We start from the raw sequence: 20,132 nt of genomic DNA on the forward strand, positions 1-20,132 counted from the left end.
CCCAATGACGGTACATGCAAACGAGAATCGAATCGAAGCTGCGCGGGGGAGTAAACTGCGCTGCAAAGGGTGGCGGCAAGAGGCACTGCTGCGCATGCTTGAAAACGTGCTGGAGAACGGGGAGAACCAGAAGGAACTGATCGTTTATGCTTCGCTTGGCAAAGCGGCCCGCGACTGGCCTGCTTATCACGCGATCGTGGACACGTTGAAACAATTGGAGGAGGGGGAAACGCTCGTCATACAATCAGGCAAACCAATCGGCATATTTCGCACCCACAAACGGGCACCACTCGTCATCATGGCCAACTGCAACCTTGTCGGCCGCTGGGCGACAAGCGAGCATTTTTATGATTTACAGGAGAAAGGCTTAATCGTCTGGGGTGGCCTTACCGCGGCTGCCTGGCAGTACATCGGCTCGCAAGGAGTCATTCAGGGCACCTACGAAATTTTCCAAAGTATTGCCAGACTGCATTTCGGAGGCAGCTTGCGCGGCAAGTTTATCTTGACGGCGGGACTTGGAGGCATGGGCGGTGCTCAGCCGCTAGCCGGAACGATGGCCGAAGCCGCCATTTTATGCGTGGAAGCGGATGTAGCGCGTATCGACAAACGCCTAGCGAGCGGCTATCTGCAACGCAAAACGTCAGATCTGAACGAGGCGCTTCGCTGGATTGGCGAAGCGGTAACGACCCGCGAAAGTCTGTCGGTCGGCTTGCTTGGCAATGCCGCTGACGTTTATCCGGAACTGCTTCGCAGAGGCATTGTGCCGGATATTGTGACGGATCAGACCTCAGCGCATGATTTGCTTTACGGATATATTCCGAGCGGTTATACACCAGAGCGGGTGGTGGCGGTTCGGGCTGAGAATCCGGACAGGCTGAAGGACGACGCGGGCCATTCCATTGCCGCCGAAGTCCGCGCTTTGCTCGGTTTTAAGGAACGGGGGGCCATTGTTTTCGATAACGGCAACAACATTCGTACCCAAGCAAAGCTATACGGCGTCGAAAATGCCTTTGACATCGATATTTTCACGGAAGCGTTCCTGCGCCCGTTGTTCGCGCGAGCGATCGGGCCTTTCCGTTGGATTGCATTAAGCGGTGATCAGGGCGATATCGCAAAAATCGATGATTATATTCTTCAAGCCTTTGGCGACAACGAAATCGTCGCAAACTGGATCCGGCTGGCGAAAGTCCATGTTCCGGTTGAAGGATTACCCGCCCGCATCGGTTGGTTTGGCCACGGGGACCGGACGAAGCTTGCCCTCGCGGTAAATACGATGGTTCGGGAAGGCAAGCTATCGGGACCCGTCGCTTTCTCGCGTGACCATTTGGACGCAGGAGCGATGGCGCATCCAAATATTATGACGGAACGAATGAAAGACGGCAGTGACGCAATCGCGGATTGGCCGCTGCTAAATGCCATGATGAGCTGCTCATCCATGGCAGATCTGGTCGCGATTCATTCCGGCGGCGGAGGATACGCTGGTTATATGACGAGTGCGGGCATTACGGTCGTCGCCGACGGTTCCGAAATCGCGGACGAGCGTCTTCGCACCTCGTTGACCAACGATACAACTCTTGGCGTCCTTCGATACGCGGACGCCGGCTACACGGAATCCCATGACGAAATTCAAAACAAAGGCATCCGTCGCATCGCGACGGAGCAATATGGAGGTAATCCTAATGCGTGAATTAACACATGAAGATGTCGTCGCCGCGGTAAGAGGCGGATCCGTCTTCGCCTCCGGCGGCGGAGGTTGGGTGGATCATGGTCTTGAAATTGGCGGAGCTGCTGTCACGGTTGGCAGGCCTAAACTAGTATCGGTCGACGAACTGCCGGAGGATGCCATTGTTCTGACCTGTACGGCAATCGGCGCGCCGGCAGGCACGGATTGGCAGATGCTCGGAAAGGATTATATTAAAGCCGTTCAACTGGTTCAGGAGCGTTACGAAGGCAAAATCGTCGGCGTCATGACGCCGCAAAACGGCATGTCCAGCAGCATTAACGGGTGGCTCCCCGCGGCGGCGCTCGGACTCGTCGTTGTTGACGCGACCGGTGACATCCGTGCCCACCCTACGGGCAAAATGGGTTCCCTCGGACTTGCGTCCCGCATCGACTTCGAGACGATTCAAGCCGTAGCTGGCGGTAAGCCGGATAGCGGGACATATATCGAGCTAGTGACGACCGGAACCCCGGCTAAAACCTCCAATATTCTGCGCACGGCAGCTGATATGGCAGGCGGGTTCATCGCCGCGGCCCGCCATCCGTTGCCGGCTAGCTATATTAAGGAACACGCGGCCGTAGGAGGTATTTCCATTGCAATCGAATTGGGCCGCACAATTCTGCAAGCTGAGGCGAGCGGCGCGGATGCCGAAGGCATCCTGAAGGCGATTGAAACGCATACGGGAGGTTTGTTCATTGGCCGAGGTAAGGTATCGCGGAAGAACGTTCGCTATTCAGGCGCGTTCGATATCGGCACGATCGAGATCGACGTGCAGGGCGAAGGCGGATTGACGCTGCATGTCATGAACGAATATATGGCAGTCGTCGACAACCAAGGGATTCGTAAGAGCACGTTCCCCGATGTCATCACAACCTTCTCACTGGAGACCGGCAGACCTGTCAGCGTTGGCCATATCGAAGCAGGTCAGGATATCGGCGTCTTCGTTATCGACAAGTCTCTTATTCCGCTAAGCTCCAGTGTCAAAGACCCTAGCGTCTATCCAGAGGTAGAACTTGCGCTTGGTATCGAGCTGTACCGCCATGCATTCCCGGAAACGGTGAAGGCGCATGTCTGACATACTGCACCTGGATGGCAGCAGCCTTTCGATAGCAGACGTATATGAGGTTGCATACGGCGGGAGGAAGATCGAAATCGCCGCGCCGGCTTGGGAACGAGTGAACGCGGCGCGCCGGCTAATCTTTGAATTAGCCGATCGGGACGTCCCGGTGTACGGGTTGAACCGGGGCGTGGGCTGGAACAAAGATAAAACCATTGAAGCGGTTTTCTTCGAACAATTTAACCGCAATCTGATTCGCTCCCATTCCGCGGGAATCGGGCCCTATGCATCTGAGCCCGAGGTCCGGGCTGTTCTGCTCGCTAGATTGAATACGTTATTGGTTGGTTGCTCCGGCGCGGATCCATCCATCGTTCTGAGGTATGCCGAATGCCTGAATCGACGCGTCCATCCGGTACTCCCGTTGCGTGGATCCGTTGGTGCAGCTGATATTACAACACTTTCCCATATAGGGCTTGCATTCATAGGGGAAGGGGAGGCCGAATACGAAGGCCGCCGACTTCCCGCGTTGGAGGCGTTGTCTGCTGCAGGATTGACGCCGCTTACACTCGGGCCGAGAGACGGGCTCGCTATCGTCAGCTCCAATGCGCACGCGGCTGGAACGGGGGCTCTCGTTTTACACGAAATTGGTGAATTGTTGGAGCTGGCGGATATCGTATATGCCTTGTCGCTAGAGGGGTTGAGCGGTAACGTCAGTCCTCTTGAGGAGGGAGTTCATCGCGTCAGACCGTATCCAGGTCAGCTGCGAAGTGTCGCCGGCGTGCGATCGGCACTACAAGACAGCGATATATGGCAGCATTATAATCCAGAATCGCTGCAGGATCCGCTGAGCTTCCGCGATGCTTGCCACATTCATGGCGCAGCATACGATGCGCTTGGCTACACAGCCGAGCAACTGGAAATCCAGTTAAACGGCTCGGATGATAATCCATGCGTGCTTGCGGACGAGGGCCGCATCGTCTCCTGCGCGAATTTCGAAGCGGTCTCATGGACGCTTGGCTTCGAGATGCTTGGCAGTGCCCTGCATCATGTGTCACGGGCCGCGTGTTATCGGATCATCAAGCTCGGTACGCCTTCCTTTACCGGCTTGAGCCGTTTTCTGACACCAAACGAAGCTTCCTCAATCGGCTATTGCACCGCGCAAAAAACCGCGACATCCCTCGACGCGGAAATCCGACATCTATCCAATCCGGCATCTGCCGATTATTTTGCGCTTGCAGGCGAAATCGAAGATCACGCGGCCAATTCGCCTTTCGTCGTGGCAAAGACGAGGGAGATCCTCGACCGGCTGCGCTGGATCATCGGCATCGAGGTGCTGCATGCCGCGCAGGCGGTTGATCTGCGCAATGCCGCCACCGGTAAGTCTGTGCTTGGCAGGGGGACACGCTCAATTCATGCGGCTCTTCGAAAACAGGTATCGTTTCTCGCGGAAGACCGCAACATCAGTAAAGATATAGAAACCGCCTACGCTATGATTAAAAACGGAGAAATGCTTGAAGCGGCAAGAGAGGCATTCGCTACTAGTATATAAAGGAGATGTGAAACAATGGTACATTTTGATCCGCAATGGTCGCTTCGGGATATCGGAGGCGAAGATTGGCAAATTCGGGCGGAGCGGAGCCCCCGCTGGATCCGCGTGAAGTTCGGCAATGTTTTCGTCGCCGATAGCAAGCGTGCACTGGTCGTAACGGAAACCGGCAAGCTGCCGGTCTACTATTTTCCGAAAGCAGACGTGCGAACGGATCTTCTGCTAGAATCTCCGCATCGCGAATTGAACCCTAATAAAGGAGAAGCGACGTATTTGCATGTCGATACGGGTAATGGCTTAATTGAACGGGCTGCCTGGACGTATTCGACACCAACAACGAAAAGCGCGCTGCTCGCCGATTATATCGCATTTGTTTGGAAGAAGGCCGATGCCTGGTTTGAGGAAGAAGAAGAGATATTCGTCCACGCTCGGGATCCATATACGCGCATTGATGCCTTACCGAGTTCTCGCCATGTGCAAGTACTTCTGGGCGGCCAGGTGATTGCGGATAGCCGTAATCCGGTCATTCTCTTAGAGACAGGATTGACACCTCGCTATTATTTGCCTAAGGAGGACATCGACTTCAACTATCTTATCCCGTCAGAGACGATCACAAGATGTCCATATAAAGGTCTCGCCACCTACCACACAGTAAGCGTCGGCGACAAAGTATACAAGGACGTTGTCTGGCAATACGAGAATCCACTCCCCGAGGTGCATGAAATTGCCGGCAGGTACAGCTTCTATAATGAGGTAGTCGACGCGATTATCATCGATGGCGAGAAATGGGTTCTACGGGGAGAAGATCGTCTTGCTTACGGAAACATTGGCAAGACCAATGCGTAACCGTTTATTGCGAGGGATGGCGTAATGATGAGGAGTGGGCGTCAATCGGCAGTAATGGCATTGCTTGGCACGTCCATTTCGTGGGGGTTCAGCTACGTAATTAGTGCCCATCTGCTTCAATCCTTCTCACCGATGGGGCTGTCTTTCCTTCGAATGGCGCTAACTTGGACTTGGATCGTGATTTTGCTCTACCGAAAAAAAGAAACAACGAGACTATCTCATCAGACATGGTTGCTCCTGCTGATGTCTTCCGCATTCGGAACATTGATTCAACAGCCGTTCTATTTTGAGGGACTTCGTTTGTCCACGGCTGCAAATGCTTCTTTGATCTATGCTGCGGCTCCGCTAGCTGCTATTTTCCTCGAGAGACTAACGCTGAAGACGCACCTGACTACCATGAAGCTGATCGGAGGAATCATCGGCTTTGCCGGGGTTGCGATCATTGTTGGTATCGGGGATAACCGTTTACGGCTTACAGCCGGAGACGGGCTATTATTTTTTGCAATGTTAGGCATGACCGCCAGCATGATGTTTACGCCTGTTCTGGCGAAAAAGATGTCGTTGCGCACCATGAACCTAAATTCCGTTGGTATCGGCATGCTTATGATGGCTCCTATTGCGGGGAGCGAGGCGTATGCGGGAAGATGGATAGCTTCAAACCAATCGATGCCTTGGATTCTATTGATTCTGCTTGCCTTTATTACAGCCGTATCCGGCATTTGGTGGACAAAGGGAGTGGCGGAGGCTGGACCGGGAACAGCGGCAATATTTATGAATCTACCTCCATTTATCTCGCTCATGGCAGGTCATTGGATTATCAGTGATCCGATCCGACACGTCCAGCTGTGGGGAGGGGCTTTGGTCTTGCTGGGAGTATTCGCTTCTACCGGCCTGCCGCTGCTTAAGCCGGATTTAAGTAAAACCACGGACCTGTAAGTAGAAACCCCAATCGCAATCATTGATTGTAATCTGCCGGTTAAATACACATCGGCAGATTCTTTGCGTTTAAATGACCGACTGGATTGTAGAGCTATCGTGTGCTATGTTAATTTTTAGGAAATGCACTTACTTAAAAGTAAGGGGATGATTCGTCAATGATTCATCAGCGTGAATGTCCGGTCGAGACGCTCCTTCATGTTTTAAGCGGCAAATGGAAGCCTCTGATTTTATGGCATCTGATGGAATCCAAGAAGAGATTCAACGACCTGGAAAAGCTAATACCCGATGTATCCCAAAAAATGCTCTCGCAGCATCTCCGTGATTTGGAACGAGAAGGCATCGTCGACAGAACGGTCTATCCCGACGTCCCTCCAAGGGTAGAATATTCGCTAAGCGAGTATGGCAAAACCTTGATTCCCGTAGCGGAAGCGATGTGTGCTTGGGGAGAAAATCATAATAAGCGGAAATATGAAGAGTCAGCGTCATAGAGCTGGTTCAAACAACAGGCTGCCACATCCCGGGCAGCTTTTTTTTGTCTTCCCGCGGCTTTAATCCTGATACTTACTTTTAAGTTAGTACCCTACTTTAAAGTGGGTTCTTAACAACATTTTGAAGCGGTGCTAAGTTTGAATTAACCAATATTAGGGTTTATTCAAGAGGAGGAATCAACAATGAAAATGATTGTTTTTGGAGCGACGGGCAATACGGGAAAAAGAGTGTTGGTTCAGGGGATAAAAAGGGGGCATGAGATGACCGCATTCGTGCGAAATGCCGAAAAGCTTTATAAACAACTAGGCGAGCATTACGCAAAGCATGTGAAGGTGATCGCAGACGATATTTTGGACCCGGCGAGTGTCGGTGAGGCGCTCGCGCATCAAGACGCCGCTATTCTTGCAGCCGGCCATGCGGGCCAGGGAGAAGAGTTTATTCGTATGGTCGATAACATTATCAGCCAATGCGAATTGCAATCCAGCTTCTCCGGACGGGTATGGATGATGGGAGGAGCCGGCCTGCTGGATATTCCGAATACGGACCTTATCGGCAACCATTTACCCGGCTTTCCGCCCGAGTATAGGAATCACAACCGGAATCTCGAAAGGCTGCAGCAGACGAAGCTTGACTGGTCCATCATGTGTCCGGGTACAATGATCAATTCAAACGAGCTGCCGGCACAGGCTCATCTGCATGTTACAACGGATGCTTTGCCCATTCCGATGCCGGAGACGATCAAGGAATATTCCGAGGCGGATATAGCCGGTCACTTGTTCAGCCGGCTTCAAGAGCTCGATGTAACCTATGATGATGTCGTAACCTGCATGTTGGACTATCTTGAACTCGGAGGAGCGTTTCATAGAAAAAGGGTTGGTTTAGCTTATCAAAGCCATATCACGGTGCGCTAAGGGGAAAGGAGATAAAAATTTGTTTGGATTACTGCTGGTCGTTCATATATTCGCTATGATCGCCGTCATTGGGCCCGCATTCGTAATGCCTATCATTAGAAGATCCGCTAGAACCGTCGGTCAATTGAACTTTGCTTTAGGTGTGACGGCTAAACTTACCATTATTCTCAAGATCGGCGGAACCGTACTCATTTTAACCGGTATTGGTCTTATGATCATAACCAAGCTGGGATTATCTCAATTATGGCTGAATACGGCCATTCTGTTATCGCTCGTCATGGTCGTCATGATTGATGGATGGATTGAGCCGCGTATGAAGAAGATCTTTAAGCTTACTGCCGAAAGCCAGGACCACAGTAAGGAAATACCGGCCGAGTTCAGATTGTGGATAAAAAAGATCGTACCCCTTGAGATTGCGGCACAGCTGCTGATGGTTGTTATATTGGTACTTATGGTCGTTAAGCCATTCTAATCATGCTGATTCGGAAAAAGCCCTTGCATAAGGGCTTTTCGTATTTTTGACAGGGGAAGAGAAAAATCTTATAACTACAGTTAAACTACAGATGAGCATGCTATTTTTTTCAGGAGGAATATTTATGGACATACGAATTCTGCTTGTCGAGGATGACGAACATATAGGCAATACCGTCAAAACCTTTTTAATCGAAGCCGGATATAAAGTAGATGTCTGCATAGACGGTAACGAAGCATACAAAAACTTTTATAATCATATTTACCAGCTTGTCATTCTCGACATCATGCTGCCCGGGATGAGTGGTCATGAGCTATTACGGGAGTTTCGCAAGCTGAATAATACGCCCATACTGATGATGACCGCTCTTTCAGACGATGAAAACCAAATCAAGGCGTTTGACGCGGAAGCGGACGATTATGTGACAAAGCCATTCAAGATTCAGCTTCTGCTAAAACGCGTGGGAGCCCTGCTCAGGCGAAGCGGCGCGTTGGCAAAAGAAATACGCTGCAGCAACCTGACGATTCTGCCGGATGATTTCAGAGCGCTTTACTGTGGCGTAGAGCTGCCCCTGACGCTCAAAGAATTTGAGATCCTTATGCTATTGGTTCAGAACAGGGGCCGGACGGTATCCCATGAAATCATCTTATCGCGCGTGTGGGGATACGATTTTGACGGCGACGGCAGCACCGTTCATACGCATATCAAAAATCTGCGGGCAAAGCTGCCTGAAAATATCATCAAGACGGCTCGCGGCGTAGGTTACCGATTGGAGGAAGACTCGCTTTGAAAAGAAGCGGAATATTCATCAAAGTATTCATTTACACCATCATTTTCTCGGGGTTGTTGGTCGGCGCGACGGCAGCCTTATTTTCAACGCAAATCATGTCTTATTATTCCGGCCTCCAACTCCAAAAAATCAGCGGGACATACAAGCAGTTAATTGAACGGTCACAAGGGAATGTCGATATTACGGAGATCGCGGATCAATTCCATGATCGAAACCAATCGTTTCGTTTCTATATTACGGACGAAGGCGGCAGCATTGTTTATGTAACGCCCGCCGCTAATCCAGCCAGCAGTTTGACCGACATAAAGGCCGAGAGGGAAAGATCTTCGTTCCTCGTGTATCTTGGAAACGGCTATGCGCTCCACGTATTCAACGACGATGTGTTTTCGCTAAAATACGGCAACTTGATTTCGCGGGTGATGGTTATATTGTCCGGCATGCTAGTCGTCTGCGTCATAGCATCGTTTATCTTTGCCCGACAGATGACGAAGCCAATCAAAGCTTTGGCGGATAATACAACCAAGATGGCGAATCTCGAAGAGGTCCCGCCTCTCCCGGAACGCAAAGATGAGCTTGGGGTATTGGCTCGCGACGTTCATTCCATGTACGACAGGCTGAAAAGAACCATCTCCAAGTTAGAGGAAGAAATCTTGAGAGAACGCGAGCTTGAGGAAACGCAGCGCTATTTCTTTTCCGCGGCTTCCCACGAGTTAAAAACGCCTGTCGCGGCTACAAGCGTTTTGCTGGAGGGAATGCTTGAAAATATAGGCGATTACAAAGATCATCCCAAATACCTGCGCGAATGCTTAAAGATGATGGACGCGCAGGGCAAAATGATTTCCGATATATTGGAGATCGTCAGTCTGAACGACGGAAAAATCGTACCCGCTCCCGAGAAACTCGACATCAGTCGTATCGTTGCGGACATGCTGCCTAGCTTTCATCCATTATGCGAGGCAAAAGGACAACGTATCGTTACGGTTATTCCTGAAGGTCAGACCTGCTTTGCCGATCCTAAAATGATAAAAAAGGTGCTGTCGAACATCGTATTAAACGCGGTGCAGAATACGCCTGACGGCGGGGAGATCCGGGTATGGAGCACTCCTGTCGCCGGTCAATGCCGCCTTTGCGTGTTGAACAAGGGGGTGAGAATCGACGATGCGGTAATGCCGAAGCTGTTCGACCCGTTCTACCGCGTGGATCAAGCGCGAAGTCGGAACAATAAACGAAGCGGCTTGGGTCTGGCCATTGTCCGCAAAACGTTAGAATCCTTGCACGCCGATTATGATTTGGAAAACACGTCTGACGGCGTTCTGTTTTGGATGCACTTGCCCGTAAGTACGAAGGATGTGAAGAAGGAGAATTTATGAATACGCGACAACGAATAGAAACCGTCTTTTTATATGGTGTTTTCATCTGTTACATCCTTGTGTTGATTAAAATATTGTTCTTATCGAGAGTTTCGATAACGGAGATCTTTAATAGTCAAAGGCCGGTAACAAGGTCCATGAATCTCGTGCCTTTTCATAGCATAACGGAATACATTGCTGGCAGCACGGCTAATTTAAAGCGATTTGCTTTTGCAAATGTGATGGGCAATATCCTTATTTTTATCCCCCTTGGCGTCTATCTGCCCTTATTTAAGAACAATTACATAACCAATGTTTTGTCTATTATCATGTTGAGTTTGTTCGTTGAAATCATTCAGGGACTTTTAGGCATTGGAACGGCGGATATTGACGATATCATTCTAAATTCAATAGGCGGATGCGTTGGCCTTATCGTTTACAGGTTTTTACTCTTTATATTGCGAAATAAGAACAGAGTCATGACTGCAATCTCGGTCATCTCGACTATCGTAGGATTGCCGGTTACTTACTATTTATTGTTCATGATAAAAATGAGATATTGAAAAACTGCTAAAGCTTGCCTAACTTAAGCCATCTCGATAATAAGCTGAACCTTGGGGTACTCTAAACAACGGAGTAAATACAAAGCTTAAGCTTTTTTATTGAATGGAGGATAAACAATGAAAACGCTGGTCATCATCACTCATCCTAATATGGCAGCCTCAAGAGTCAATAAAGCATGGCGAGACGAATTGCAAAACCATAAAGACATCACCATTCACGAATTATATGCAACCTATCCGGACGAAAAAATCAATGTTTCACAGGAGCAAAAACTTATCGAATCCCACGACCGGATCATTTTCCAATATCCGTTATATTGGTACAGCACGCCGCCTTTGTTAAAGAAATGGTTTGATGAGGTTCTGCAATACGGATGGGCGTATGGATCCGATGGCAGTAAAATAGCCGGCAAAGAAATTGGCGTTGCCGTTTCAACCTACGGTACAAACGAGTCGTATCAACATTCAGGGTTTAATCGATTTACGCTTGAAGAAATTCTGCGCCCAGTCGAAGCATTGGCTCATTTCATCAGCTGCGAGTACTTGCCACATTTCGCATTAAACGATGCTTCAAACCTGACCGACGAGCGTCTTGCGCAGAGCAAAGCCGATTACATCAAGCATATTCGCAGCGTTAAGCCAACCTTGGTTCACAGCTAAGCTTGTCTTGCATGCGAGGAAACCGCCCCTAAGGGGCGGTTTTTTAATGCGCCAAGGAGAAGAGGATGAAGGGGGATAACCAAAGGGAGAGGCTGGAATACTATCCTCAAATAAAAGGAGGACTCGCATATGAAGACTTGGCAGCAAAACATCTGCTTCATGCTGTTATTCGCGGTAATTCTGCTTGGCGGATCGGCATGCGGCAATAAAAACAACGATAACGGCGCAAATACCGGCACTAATAACGGGAACAACGGGACAGCCGGTACGGGAAACACGACGAATAGCGGTAACGCGGCGTCCGATAATTCACTGAAGGCGATTAAGTCGAACGGCGAGATCACGATCGGCACGGAAGGTACATACGCACCGTTTACTTTCCATGACAAAAGCGGCAAGCTGACGGGGTTTGATGTTGAAATCGCCGAGGAGATCGCTAAGCGCATTGGAGTTAAAGCGAAGTTCGTTGAAACGAAGTGGGACGGTATGCTTGCCGGATTGGACGCGAAGCGCTTTGATATGGTGGCAAACGAAGTTACCATCCGAGACGACCGGAAGGCGAAATACGATTTCTCCGACCCGTACATCCTGTCTAAGGCGGTTCTGATTGTGAAGGAAAGCAATACTAGCATCAAAAGTCTAACGGACCTCAAAGGGAAGAAGTCCGGCCAGTCGCTTACCAGCGACCTTGGCGACATCGCCAAAGCGAACGGAGCGCAGCTCGTTTCGGTAGATGGGTTCAATCAGGCTATCGATTTACTCACGTCCGGACGAATTGATGCGACGATCAACGATAAATTATCCTATCTGGATTTGAAGAAAGCGCGTCCTGACGTACCGATAAAGGTAGTTGCGGAGACCGACCAAGTGTCGCAGAGCGGCATGCTTTTCCGCAAGGGAAGCAAGGAGCTCGTTGATGCCGTTAATAAGGCGATTACAGATATGAAGGCGGACGGCCGCTACTTGGAAATTTCCAAAACCTATTTCGGCGAGGACGTTTCGAAATAAAAGGGTGGGTAGGGCATCATGAATGAACGAACAAACCTGGATATTTTCACCGACTCCTTCCTGCCCCTGCTGCATGCAGGAATCGCATTCACGGTTCCTCTTACATTGATTTCATTCGCGCTGGGACTTGTACTGGCGCTTTTAACGGCACTCGCGCGGCTGTCGGAGTTTTATCCGATTGTTCTAATAGCGAGGTTCTACGTCTGGATTATACGCGGGACGCCGCTCTTGGTTCAATTGTTCATTATTTTCTATGGGCTTCCCAGCGTTGGCATTCTAATTGACGCGTTCCCCGCAGCGGTCATCGGGTTTACGCTTAGTGTCGGTGCCTACGGATCGGAGATCATCCGAGCGGCAATCGTATCCATTCCAAAAGGACAGTGGGAAGCCGCATTCTCGCTAGGGGAAACGAGATTGCAGGCGCTGCGCCGTATAATTCTGCCTCAGGCGGCAAGGGTCTCGGTGCCGCCACTGTCCAATTCGTTCATTTCGTTGGTAAAGGATACATCGCTGGCCGCAACGGTGACGGTTACGGAGCTATTTCAAAAAGGGCAGCAAATCACCGCGGCTGTCTACGAGCCGCTGTTGATCTACTGCGAGGTCGCCTTAATTTATTTGATTTTCTGCTCCATACTGGCATTGCTGCAACGGCAGCTTGAAATATTTTTCAATCGATATTTTACGGCTTAACCCGGAGTGGTTCATTTTTAGGAGGTTTAACCCCAATGATCGAAGTACGCGAATTAACCAAATCATTCGGCGACACTTCTGTGCTTCGCGGTATCAATTTGACGCTGGAACAAGGGCAGGTGCTTGTGTTGATCGGACCTTCCGGTTCCGGAAAGTCAACCTTGCTGCGCTGTTTAAATGTGCTCGAGATACCTACATCGGGAACAGTCGCAATCGGGAAGGTTCGGCTCGAGTTCCGGCCGAATTCGAAGCCGCGAAAGGCGGATGTGCTGGCATTGCGCCGCCAGTCAGGCATGGTGTTTCAAGCCTATCATTTATTTCCTCATTTCACTGCGCTCCAAAACGTGATGGAAGGGCAAATCACGGTTCGGCGCAGACCAAAGAACGAAGCACGAACAAAGGCGTTACAATTGCTTGCGAAGGTTGGGTTGGCAGACAAGGCCGGTTCTTACCCGCATCAGCTGTCTGGAGGGCAGCAGCAGCGGGTAGGAATTGCCCGGGCGATGTCTATAGATCCGGAGCTGCTGCTGTTCGACGAGCCGACTTCCGCGCTGGACCCAGAGCTCGTGCGCGAGGTGTTGAAGGTCATTCGGGAATTGGCGGAAGAGGGGAGAACGATGATCATCGTTACCCACGAGATGAGGTTCGCCCGCGAAGTGGCGGACCGTATTGTGCTGCTTGATGAAGGTGTCATTGTGGAGGAGGGGCTGCCAGAGCAGATGTTCAGTCAGCCCCGCGAAGCTCGTACCCGGCAGTTTCTCTCGTTGTTGATGGATGAAAGCGCCTTATAAGGCAGCAGCGCATGCTGGCACTCCCATTAAAAACCGCGTATATACGCGGTTTTTAATGATTTATTTCATCTATCGTTTCTATAAAAATAACGATATTGATAAATCATGATGAAATTCGTAGAATGAACTTGTTAGTTCGATAATCTTCAAACTATTAAAATAAAAGAGTAGAGGTGAAATTGAAGATGTCAAATTTTATTGCGGATATAAAGATTCCGGATAGTAAGTTGGCCGTTGAAGCAGCGGAGCTATTGCGCGAGCATGGGAATGAGCTTTTGTGGAATCACTCGAACCGGGTATTTTTGTTTGCGGCTATGAAAGGTAATCAGAATCAAATTAAATATGACCCTGAATTGCTGTACATCAGTTCGCTATTTCATGATATTGGTCTTACTTCTGCATTCCGAAGCGCTGACAAGCGATTTGAGGTCGACGGGGCAAATGCAGCCCGTGATTTTTTGCGCAGTCGCGGAGTGCCGGAAGAAAACATTCGACTTGTCTGGGATGCGGTAGCCCTTCATACTAGCATCGGAATCGTGGAATATAAGGAAGCGGAAGCTGCGCTGATGAATTTTGGAGTGGGATATGATGTCGTGGGGAAGAACTTCGATCTCATTTCAGCCGAATTACGGGAACAAGTGGTCAAGGCGTTTCCCCGGAACGATTTCAAGCATGAGATCCTGCATGCTTTCTTGGAGGGCTTCAAACATAAGCCAGAAACGACGTACGGCACGATTAACGCGGACGTATGCGAAATGTTTCTTCCTGGATTCAAACGTCCTAATTTTTGTCATAGCGTGCTTCATTCGAAATGGGATGAGTAGAAAAAGCCATCAGAGGAATTCAAACGTCATTATTCACAACAAAACCGCGTAAATCGCGGTTTTGTTGTTTCGTTAATGCTCCGATTCGCGGAACATTTGAGGCGATTTGCCGGTGTACTTGCGGAACGTTCTGGAAAAGTAATGCAGGGAGCTAAAATGGTATTTGTCCGCGATTTGCATAATGCTGAGATTGGAAGAGCGTAAATCCTCTTTTGCTCGGCTAATGAGGAACTGATTGATGTACTGGATCGGCGATAAACCGGTTGTTCGTTTGAATAACTCGAAGAAGTAGCCTCTGCTTACGCCAATCTCGTCATAATAGCGCTCCAGATTGATATCGGCCCCGCTCAGCAGCTCGGCTTCTATTCGCTCCAGCAGCTTGCTGATACGAGGATCAGGGATATAGGAATCTTGCAGCGAGAACGCCAGGAATTGATGGATGAATTCGGCAAAATGGCTCTGAGCCGACATACTGCGCAAAAAAGTCCGTTCATTCGTATGCTCGTTAGAGATAAAGCTCCTCTGCAGCAAATCGGTCCAGCTTAACAGCGATGCCCCTACGTTTGAGATATCAGGCAGCGGATAAGGAAATGTTTCGCCAAGCAGATCCGTTTGCAGCAAATCCCGGTCATAGCAGATAGGGGCTGCCTCATCCTTAAAAGCTTCCGTACGGTCGATATAATACCAATCGAAATAGCAGCATACATGCGTCATAGGCTCGTCCGCATCCGCTATCCAGTCGTGGGCTTGACCCGGTTCCATATAGACCATCATGCCAGGGGAAGCAACATGTTCGGAGTCCCCCAGACGAAAGATGCCTTTTCCCTCCGTAACGAAATAAATGGAGCTCGTGTAAACGTATCGATTAAGGCTGGTCTGTCCCCGGTAGAACGGGTACTTCGTGGCGTAATAGACGTACGGATGGAATTTGGAGAAATCCATCGTGGCGATGCCCCTCTCTGTATCAATCAATAATTTTTCAAATTCACCTGACTATTGTGCAACAAGCAGACTGTAAGCTAAATACAAATCAGGCGGCCCCAGTTACATTAAATATATCACAAATACTTGTTCATGAAGGGGCTGCCAAAAATGTCGAATGCGTTAACTTTGTTGAATGACGAGCAGATGATTCAGTTTATTACGAACGGATACCTTGTTCTTCAGAACGATTTACCGGAAGAGCTGCATCGAAGCGTGATGAATCAAATCGATTTCGTCCTACAAAATGAGGGAAATCCCGGCAATAATATTTTGCCTCGCGTACCGGACATCCAGAAGTTCTTTGAGACACCGGTAACGAAAGGCGCGTTGACTAGCGTCCTAGGACCTGACTATTATATGCACCCGCATCGCCATATGCATTTCAATCAGCCGGGTAACGGAAAGCCGGGAGGCGGAGAGTGGCATAAAGACGGCTTTTGGTCCTCCATGCGCAGTCATCGTCCATGGTGGGTCATGATGTTCTACTACACGCAGGATATTACGGAAGAGATGGGTCCGACGGCAATTATGCCAGGCTCCCAATACAATGAAAAATTCCCGAACCAGTCAACGCTGCTGCCAACTGGAAAGGCGGGCACGATTGCGCTCGTTCACTTCGATCTATGGCATAAGGCATCCCTGAACACGTCCAATTTAGACCGTTACATGCTTAAGTTCCAATTTGTCCGTTTATCCGAGCCCAAATCTCCAAGCTGGAATCATTCAAACGCGGAACCTGTTTTCCCTTCCAACGCGGCGGATGCGCATTTGAATTTATGGAACGATGTTTGGTACTGGCTCAAGGGAGAAGGGGACCAGGCGACGACCGCTGTAGGAGATAATACAGATGTACCGATTTTGATCGAGGCTTTGTCTAGCGAGAATGAATTTGTTCGCAGCAAGGCAGCCGACAAGCTTGGCCTCGCCGGTAAAGCCGCAGCGGCTGCCGTTCCGAAGTTGACGGAGCTTATACGCGATTCCTCAGAGAATGTGGCACTAAATGCCGTCTATGCGCTTGGTCATATAGGGGATTCAGGCACAACGGCATTGTTGAGGGAAATAGGAGAAGGATCCAAGTTAACAGCACAGCGAGCAGCCTATGGACTACAAGCTTCCGGCAAGGAGGCCATTCCCGGTCTGGTTCAACTGCTTACTCATCAAGACGAGAATAAAAGGGCACTGGCCGCATTCGTGCTGGGGATGCTTGGGTCCACAGCTTCTTCCTCGGTTCCCACTTTAATTATCTCGTTGAATGACGCAAGCGAGTGGGTGAGACGCAATGTCGTTGAAGCGCTCGGTATGATCGCCGAGCCGGCGGATGAGACTGTACCGGCATTGGTCCGGATGCTAGAAGAAGCGGTTGCGCGGGAGTCTGCCGGCAAAGGGGACTTCCATGCAGGCACTTCTGTATACAACCAAGAATATATAACGAACAAAATTGCCTATACTGCGGCATTATCCTTACTGCGAATCGGAAAACACGGGGACGCGGATCTCGTCATCAATGGGCTTGAGTCCGGCTTGCAAAGCCAAGACCGGTATACGAGAGCCTACTCTTTCGAAGCGCTGACGGCTATACGCACGGATAGGGCGGTAGACGTGCTGATTAAGCAATATCGCGCCGCTCGCTGGTGCCCGGACACCCACAAAGAAAGCACGTTTTAGTTCAGGTATCCGTCAAACTTTCGACATGGCTTTGACTTCTATTGCCCTTTATTGAGGAATGTCTCCGTGTTAGACTAGTGTCAACACGAGAAGTAAGGGGTTAACTTAAATGATCCATGCAGACCTTATTAACCAATGGTTTAATCACAATGAAGAATAAACGAAAGCTTTGGATAACAACGGCAAGCATCGCTATGTTGATCGTCCTGCTGGCAGGTTGCAGTCTCGGTTCAAAGCCATCGTCAAGCCCATTCCTGGATGATCTGACGATTTCGATGGAGGACACCCCAAACAAGGGTGACACTACTGCCCATGCATATAAATTGACGATTAAAAATTCTACCGGTAGCCTGGTAGATGTCGACCTTGTTCGAATTAATCTGTTCATGTCGATGCAAGGGATGAATCATAAAATGAAAGCGCAAATGGAGAGAAGCGCTTTGGGAGAATACCGTACCAAGGTTTATCTTCCCATGAACGGCGACTGGAAAGCGGTTATTTCATTGAAGAAAGACAAGCATGAGAGAAAGATTAGCTTACGTCTTTAGGTAAAAGTGAACAAGTAATTAGACAGGTAAGAAGCCGCATTCCGACAGGGGATGCGGCTTCTTTTATCGCAACAAACAGGACAGTTTGACATCTTGCAAAGCGTCAGGCGTACCTTATGATGGGGACGTATGGGATCACATAACCAGCAAGTCGCAAGCACCTTCTAATTCTGTACCGATTGGCACGGTTCTGACTATAGCAGCGGTATTAACTAAGATAGGGCTGTCTCCAACAGAGGCAGCCCTGTTTGCGTCCTGTCGAGAAATGAGTTAAAGACATTTGCTTTAGCTGTTTTACAAAATGGCTTTTAGTTAAATAATACAAAAGAGATATTTTTTATAGTGGACAAACTGCGTACACTATGCCCAATAAACTATGGACGATGTAAATGGAGGCTGTGAAAAATGGGTAAGATTGCGATTTTCGGATTTGGACGCATCGGAAGACAACTGCTTCGCGTCGCGCTTGAGGACAAGCTCTTCGTTCCTGTCTCGATATCTGATATTAAGGACGAGGGCACGCTAGCCGCTCTGTTCGAAGTGGATTCCAACTATAAGCGTTGGCACGAGGACGTATCCGCCCAAGAAGGCGAGATGGTTATTGGCGGGCGAGAAATTCTTTATATCAATTCGTCAAAGGAAGTGCCGGACTGGAAGTCGCTCGGCGTGGACCTCGTCGTCGATTGCACGGGCCGCGCTGTCGTTCGTTCCGTAGCGCAAGTGCATCTGGACCGCGGTGCGAAGCGCGTCCTGATTAGCGGTCCGAGCAAATCACTCGACGATTGCGACGCGGTGCTGCTCAAGGGCATTAACCTCGACAGCTTCGATCCCGACAAGCACCGGATTATAAGCATGGCTAGCTGCACGACTAACGCTTTGGCTGCTGTCGTAAAGCTGGTCAAAGAAAACTACGGGATCAAATTCGGTCTGTTCTCTACGGTTCATTCCTATACCAACACGCAATCGTTGACCGATCAACCGATGCGAGACCGCCGTGACTCCTGGGCGGCGGCCGAGAACATCATCCCGTCTTCGTCCGGTGCGGCAAAGGCGCTCAAATTCATCTGGCCTGACTTGCAGATTACGGGTAAAGCATACCGCGTACCAACCCGCACGGGAAGCATCGCCGAGCTTAATTTGATCACGGAGAAGCCTTGTTCGGTGCAGGAAGTGAACGATATGTTCCGCCGGGCTTCGCGGGAAGGTGACTTGAAAGGTGTCATGGACGTGCTCGAAGGAGAATGGGCATCGTCACGCATAGTCGGAGACCCGCACACGTCGATCATCGATCTGCCGCTTACGCATGTGGAAGGAGAGCTATTGTCCGTCGCAACGTGGTACGACAACGAATGGGGCTTCGCTACGCGTCTGGCCGAGGTTGCGGAGTTCTTGTCTAATAAATAGCTGACGTAATTTTATGCGCAAACAATTGAGGAGAGACTACTTAGATGAGACCGTTATCCTCCGGAAACTTATGGAAAATCATCGGCATTTCCGCCGTTTTGTCGACCCTGCTGCTGGTCGCGGGGTTTGGATTCGCCGTCAAGGACATGCTTTATCCGAAAGGTGAGTCGTTCGCGGGAAGAGCAAACGAACCGGCTCTGCCGGCGGGAGGAAAGCTGAGCGAAGGAATGGACATTACGATCACGGCTATCGGCGACTCGCTGACGAAAGGAACCGGCGACGCGTCTGGCGAAGGTTACGTCAAGCAGGTCGTTGCGCTGCTGAAGCAGAAATACCCGGACTCGTCCGTCCGTCTTAACAACAATTTGGCTGTCAAAGGGCTGAAGACCAATCGGTTGGCACAACTGCTGGAAAGCGATAAGGGCTATAACTTCGCGCTCAAGCAAGCGAACATAATCGTCTTCACTATCGGCGGGAACGATCTGTTCCAGATCGCCTCGGGCACGAGTCGGGGCAAGACGGTAGGCGAATTGAACCTGGATAAGCTGAAGACCGAACTGCCACAGGGCTTGAACCGGCTGGCGCAGGTCGTGAAGCGGCTGCATGAGATCAATCCCAATGCGCAGGTCATCTACGTGGGCTTGTATAATCCGTTCTACGATATCCAGGAATATCGGGGCGGCTCGCTCCAGATCCAGCGGTGGAACGACCGGGCGTACGCGCTGCTTCACCAATACCCCAACATGACGATGGTTCCAACGTTCGATCTGTTCGAGAATGCAATCGGCCGGTACCTGTCGTCGGATCATTTTCATCCCAATCACGACGGGTACGCGCAAATCGCAACCCGTATCGTGCAATCCATGGAATAGGAGG

Annotated in this window: 21 protein-coding genes; 20 read left to right on the top strand and 1 reads right to left on the bottom strand. The window is 50.0% G+C overall.

The window, feature by feature from the left end:
* The first annotated feature begins 4 nt into the window (after positions 1-4).
* From WFJ73_RS13255 to WFJ73_RS13330, 16 genes are all read left to right on the top strand, one after another.
* Entirely contained in the window at positions 5-1,687 is a 1,683-nt protein-coding gene (locus tag WFJ73_RS13255; RefSeq protein ID WP_336773509.1) for a urocanate hydratase, read from the top strand.
* Positions 1,680-2,795, top strand: coding sequence for a DUF917 domain-containing protein (locus WFJ73_RS13260; protein ID WP_336773510.1), 1,116 nt, complete (start codon positions 1,680-1,682; stop codon positions 2,793-2,795). The genes WFJ73_RS13255 and WFJ73_RS13260 overlap by 8 nt, the downstream gene beginning before the upstream one ends.
* A complete protein-coding gene (locus WFJ73_RS13265) occupies positions 2,788-4,326 on the top strand; it encodes an HAL/PAL/TAL family ammonia-lyase (RefSeq protein ID WP_336773511.1) in 1,539 nt (512 codons plus the stop codon). Before WFJ73_RS13260 ends, WFJ73_RS13265 begins: the two co-directional genes overlap by 8 nt.
* 15 nt (positions 4,327-4,341) lie before the next feature.
* Positions 4,342-5,169: a DUF427 domain-containing protein gene (locus WFJ73_RS13270; protein ID WP_336773512.1), complete on the top strand. Its 828-nt coding sequence runs from the start codon at positions 4,342-4,344 to the stop codon at positions 5,167-5,169.
* Between the two features lie 24 nt (positions 5,170-5,193).
* Positions 5,194-6,105: a DMT family transporter gene (locus WFJ73_RS13275; RefSeq protein WP_336773513.1), complete on the top strand. Its 912-nt coding sequence runs from the start codon at positions 5,194-5,196 to the stop codon at positions 6,103-6,105.
* A gap of 158 nt (positions 6,106-6,263) precedes the next feature.
* Positions 6,264-6,596: a winged helix-turn-helix transcriptional regulator gene (locus WFJ73_RS13280; RefSeq protein WP_127496324.1), complete on the top strand. Its 333-nt coding sequence runs from the start codon at positions 6,264-6,266 to the stop codon at positions 6,594-6,596.
* Positions 6,597-6,779: 183 nt separating this feature from the next.
* On the top strand, positions 6,780-7,508 hold the full coding sequence (locus tag WFJ73_RS13285; RefSeq protein ID WP_336773514.1) for an NAD(P)-dependent oxidoreductase: 729 nt from the start codon (positions 6,780-6,782) through the stop codon (positions 7,506-7,508).
* 19 nt (positions 7,509-7,527) lie between these two features.
* On the top strand, positions 7,528-7,980 hold the full coding sequence (locus tag WFJ73_RS13290; protein ID WP_336773515.1) for a DUF2269 family protein: 453 nt from the start codon (positions 7,528-7,530) through the stop codon (positions 7,978-7,980).
* A 124-nt stretch (positions 7,981-8,104) separates the two neighbouring features.
* Entirely contained in the window at positions 8,105-8,770 is a 666-nt protein-coding gene (locus WFJ73_RS13295; protein ID WP_336773516.1) for a response regulator transcription factor, read from the top strand.
* Positions 8,767-10,140 carry a HAMP domain-containing sensor histidine kinase gene (locus WFJ73_RS13300; protein ID WP_336773517.1) on the top strand — a complete coding sequence of 458 codons (1,374 nt, stop codon included), beginning with the start codon at positions 8,767-8,769 and terminating at the stop codon, positions 10,138-10,140. Before WFJ73_RS13295 ends, WFJ73_RS13300 begins: the two co-directional genes overlap by 4 nt.
* Positions 10,137-10,682, top strand: coding sequence for a VanZ family protein (locus WFJ73_RS13305; protein WP_336773518.1), 546 nt, complete (start codon positions 10,137-10,139; stop codon positions 10,680-10,682). Before WFJ73_RS13300 ends, WFJ73_RS13305 begins: the two co-directional genes overlap by 4 nt.
* 117 nt (positions 10,683-10,799) lie before the next feature.
* Positions 10,800-11,342 carry an NAD(P)H-dependent oxidoreductase gene (locus WFJ73_RS13310; RefSeq protein ID WP_336773519.1) on the top strand — a complete coding sequence of 181 codons (543 nt, stop codon included), beginning with the start codon at positions 10,800-10,802 and terminating at the stop codon, positions 11,340-11,342.
* A gap of 129 nt (positions 11,343-11,471) precedes the next feature.
* Positions 11,472-12,350, top strand: coding sequence for an amino acid ABC transporter substrate-binding protein (locus WFJ73_RS13315; protein ID WP_336773520.1), 879 nt, complete (start codon positions 11,472-11,474; stop codon positions 12,348-12,350).
* 18 nt (positions 12,351-12,368) lie between these two features.
* Positions 12,369-13,040 (top strand): ABC transporter permease subunit, encoded by a 672-nt coding sequence (locus WFJ73_RS13320; RefSeq protein ID WP_336773521.1) that lies wholly within the window; start codon positions 12,369-12,371, stop codon positions 13,038-13,040.
* A 35-nt stretch (positions 13,041-13,075) separates the two neighbouring features.
* On the top strand, positions 13,076-13,831 hold the full coding sequence (locus WFJ73_RS13325) for an amino acid ABC transporter ATP-binding protein (protein WP_336773522.1): 756 nt from the start codon (positions 13,076-13,078) through the stop codon (positions 13,829-13,831).
* 185 nt (positions 13,832-14,016) lie between these two features.
* Positions 14,017-14,655, top strand: coding sequence for an HD domain-containing protein (locus WFJ73_RS13330; RefSeq protein WP_336773523.1), 639 nt, complete (start codon positions 14,017-14,019; stop codon positions 14,653-14,655).
* 72 nt (positions 14,656-14,727) lie between these two features.
* On the opposite strand, the gene WFJ73_RS13335 is transcribed toward WFJ73_RS13330, so the two are convergent.
* Positions 14,728-15,597: a helix-turn-helix domain-containing protein gene (locus WFJ73_RS13335; protein ID WP_336773524.1), complete on the bottom strand. Its 870-nt coding sequence runs from the start codon at positions 15,595-15,597 to the stop codon at positions 14,728-14,730.
* Between the two features lie 150 nt (positions 15,598-15,747).
* Between WFJ73_RS13335 and WFJ73_RS13340 the strand changes: the two genes are divergently transcribed.
* From WFJ73_RS13340 to WFJ73_RS13355, 4 genes are all read left to right on the top strand, one after another.
* Complete coding sequence (locus WFJ73_RS13340) at positions 15,748-17,304, top strand: HEAT repeat domain-containing protein (protein WP_336773525.1); 1,557 nt, start codon at positions 15,748-15,750, stop codon at positions 17,302-17,304.
* A gap of 149 nt (positions 17,305-17,453) precedes the next feature.
* Entirely contained in the window at positions 17,454-17,852 is a 399-nt protein-coding gene (locus WFJ73_RS13345; protein ID WP_336773526.1) for a FixH family protein, read from the top strand.
* Positions 17,853-18,257: 405 nt separating this feature from the next.
* Positions 18,258-19,256 carry a type I glyceraldehyde-3-phosphate dehydrogenase gene (locus tag WFJ73_RS13350; protein ID WP_336773527.1) on the top strand — a complete coding sequence of 333 codons (999 nt, stop codon included), beginning with the start codon at positions 18,258-18,260 and terminating at the stop codon, positions 19,254-19,256.
* 44 nt (positions 19,257-19,300) lie between these two features.
* Positions 19,301-20,128 carry a GDSL-type esterase/lipase family protein gene (locus WFJ73_RS13355; RefSeq protein ID WP_336773528.1) on the top strand — a complete coding sequence of 276 codons (828 nt, stop codon included), beginning with the start codon at positions 19,301-19,303 and terminating at the stop codon, positions 20,126-20,128.
* Positions 20,129-20,132 lie beyond the last annotated feature (4 nt).

The sequence above is a fragment of the Paenibacillus sp. MMO-58 genome (assembly GCF_037146255.1).
Taxonomy (GTDB): domain Bacteria; phylum Bacillota; class Bacilli; order Paenibacillales; family Paenibacillaceae; genus Pristimantibacillus.

Coding starts and splice junctions, on each gene's coding strand:
- WFJ73_RS13270 (WP_336773512.1), top strand. CDS start 4,342: ATGGTACATTTTGATCCGCAATGGTCGCTTCGGGATATCGGAGGCGAA.
- WFJ73_RS13310 (WP_336773519.1), top strand. CDS start 10,800: ATGAAAACGCTGGTCATCATCACTCATCCTAATATGGCAGCCTCAAGA.
- WFJ73_RS13260 (WP_336773510.1), top strand. CDS start 1,680: ATGCGTGAATTAACACATGAAGATGTCGTCGCCGCGGTAAGAGGCGGA.
- WFJ73_RS13315 (WP_336773520.1), top strand. CDS start 11,472: ATGAAGACTTGGCAGCAAAACATCTGCTTCATGCTGTTATTCGCGGTA.
- WFJ73_RS13350 (WP_336773527.1), top strand. CDS start 18,258: ATGGGTAAGATTGCGATTTTCGGATTTGGACGCATCGGAAGACAACTG.
- WFJ73_RS13345 (WP_336773526.1), top strand. CDS start 17,454: ATGAAGAATAAACGAAAGCTTTGGATAACAACGGCAAGCATCGCTATG.
- WFJ73_RS13330 (WP_336773523.1), top strand. CDS start 14,017: ATGTCAAATTTTATTGCGGATATAAAGATTCCGGATAGTAAGTTGGCC.
- WFJ73_RS13265 (WP_336773511.1), top strand. CDS start 2,788: ATGTCTGACATACTGCACCTGGATGGCAGCAGCCTTTCGATAGCAGAC.
- WFJ73_RS13355 (WP_336773528.1), top strand. CDS start 19,301: ATGAGACCGTTATCCTCCGGAAACTTATGGAAAATCATCGGCATTTCC.
- WFJ73_RS13280 (WP_127496324.1), top strand. CDS start 6,264: ATGATTCATCAGCGTGAATGTCCGGTCGAGACGCTCCTTCATGTTTTA.
- WFJ73_RS13255 (WP_336773509.1), top strand. CDS start 5: ATGACGGTACATGCAAACGAGAATCGAATCGAAGCTGCGCGGGGGAGT.
- WFJ73_RS13285 (WP_336773514.1), top strand. CDS start 6,780: ATGAAAATGATTGTTTTTGGAGCGACGGGCAATACGGGAAAAAGAGTG.
- WFJ73_RS13305 (WP_336773518.1), top strand. CDS start 10,137: ATGAATACGCGACAACGAATAGAAACCGTCTTTTTATATGGTGTTTTC.
- WFJ73_RS13335 (WP_336773524.1), bottom strand. CDS start 15,597: ATGGATTTCTCCAAATTCCATCCGTACGTCTATTACGCCACGAAGTAC.
- WFJ73_RS13325 (WP_336773522.1), top strand. CDS start 13,076: ATGATCGAAGTACGCGAATTAACCAAATCATTCGGCGACACTTCTGTG.
- WFJ73_RS13275 (WP_336773513.1), top strand. CDS start 5,194: ATGATGAGGAGTGGGCGTCAATCGGCAGTAATGGCATTGCTTGGCACG.
- WFJ73_RS13320 (WP_336773521.1), top strand. CDS start 12,369: ATGAATGAACGAACAAACCTGGATATTTTCACCGACTCCTTCCTGCCC.
- WFJ73_RS13295 (WP_336773516.1), top strand. CDS start 8,105: ATGGACATACGAATTCTGCTTGTCGAGGATGACGAACATATAGGCAAT.
- WFJ73_RS13340 (WP_336773525.1), top strand. CDS start 15,748: ATGTCGAATGCGTTAACTTTGTTGAATGACGAGCAGATGATTCAGTTT.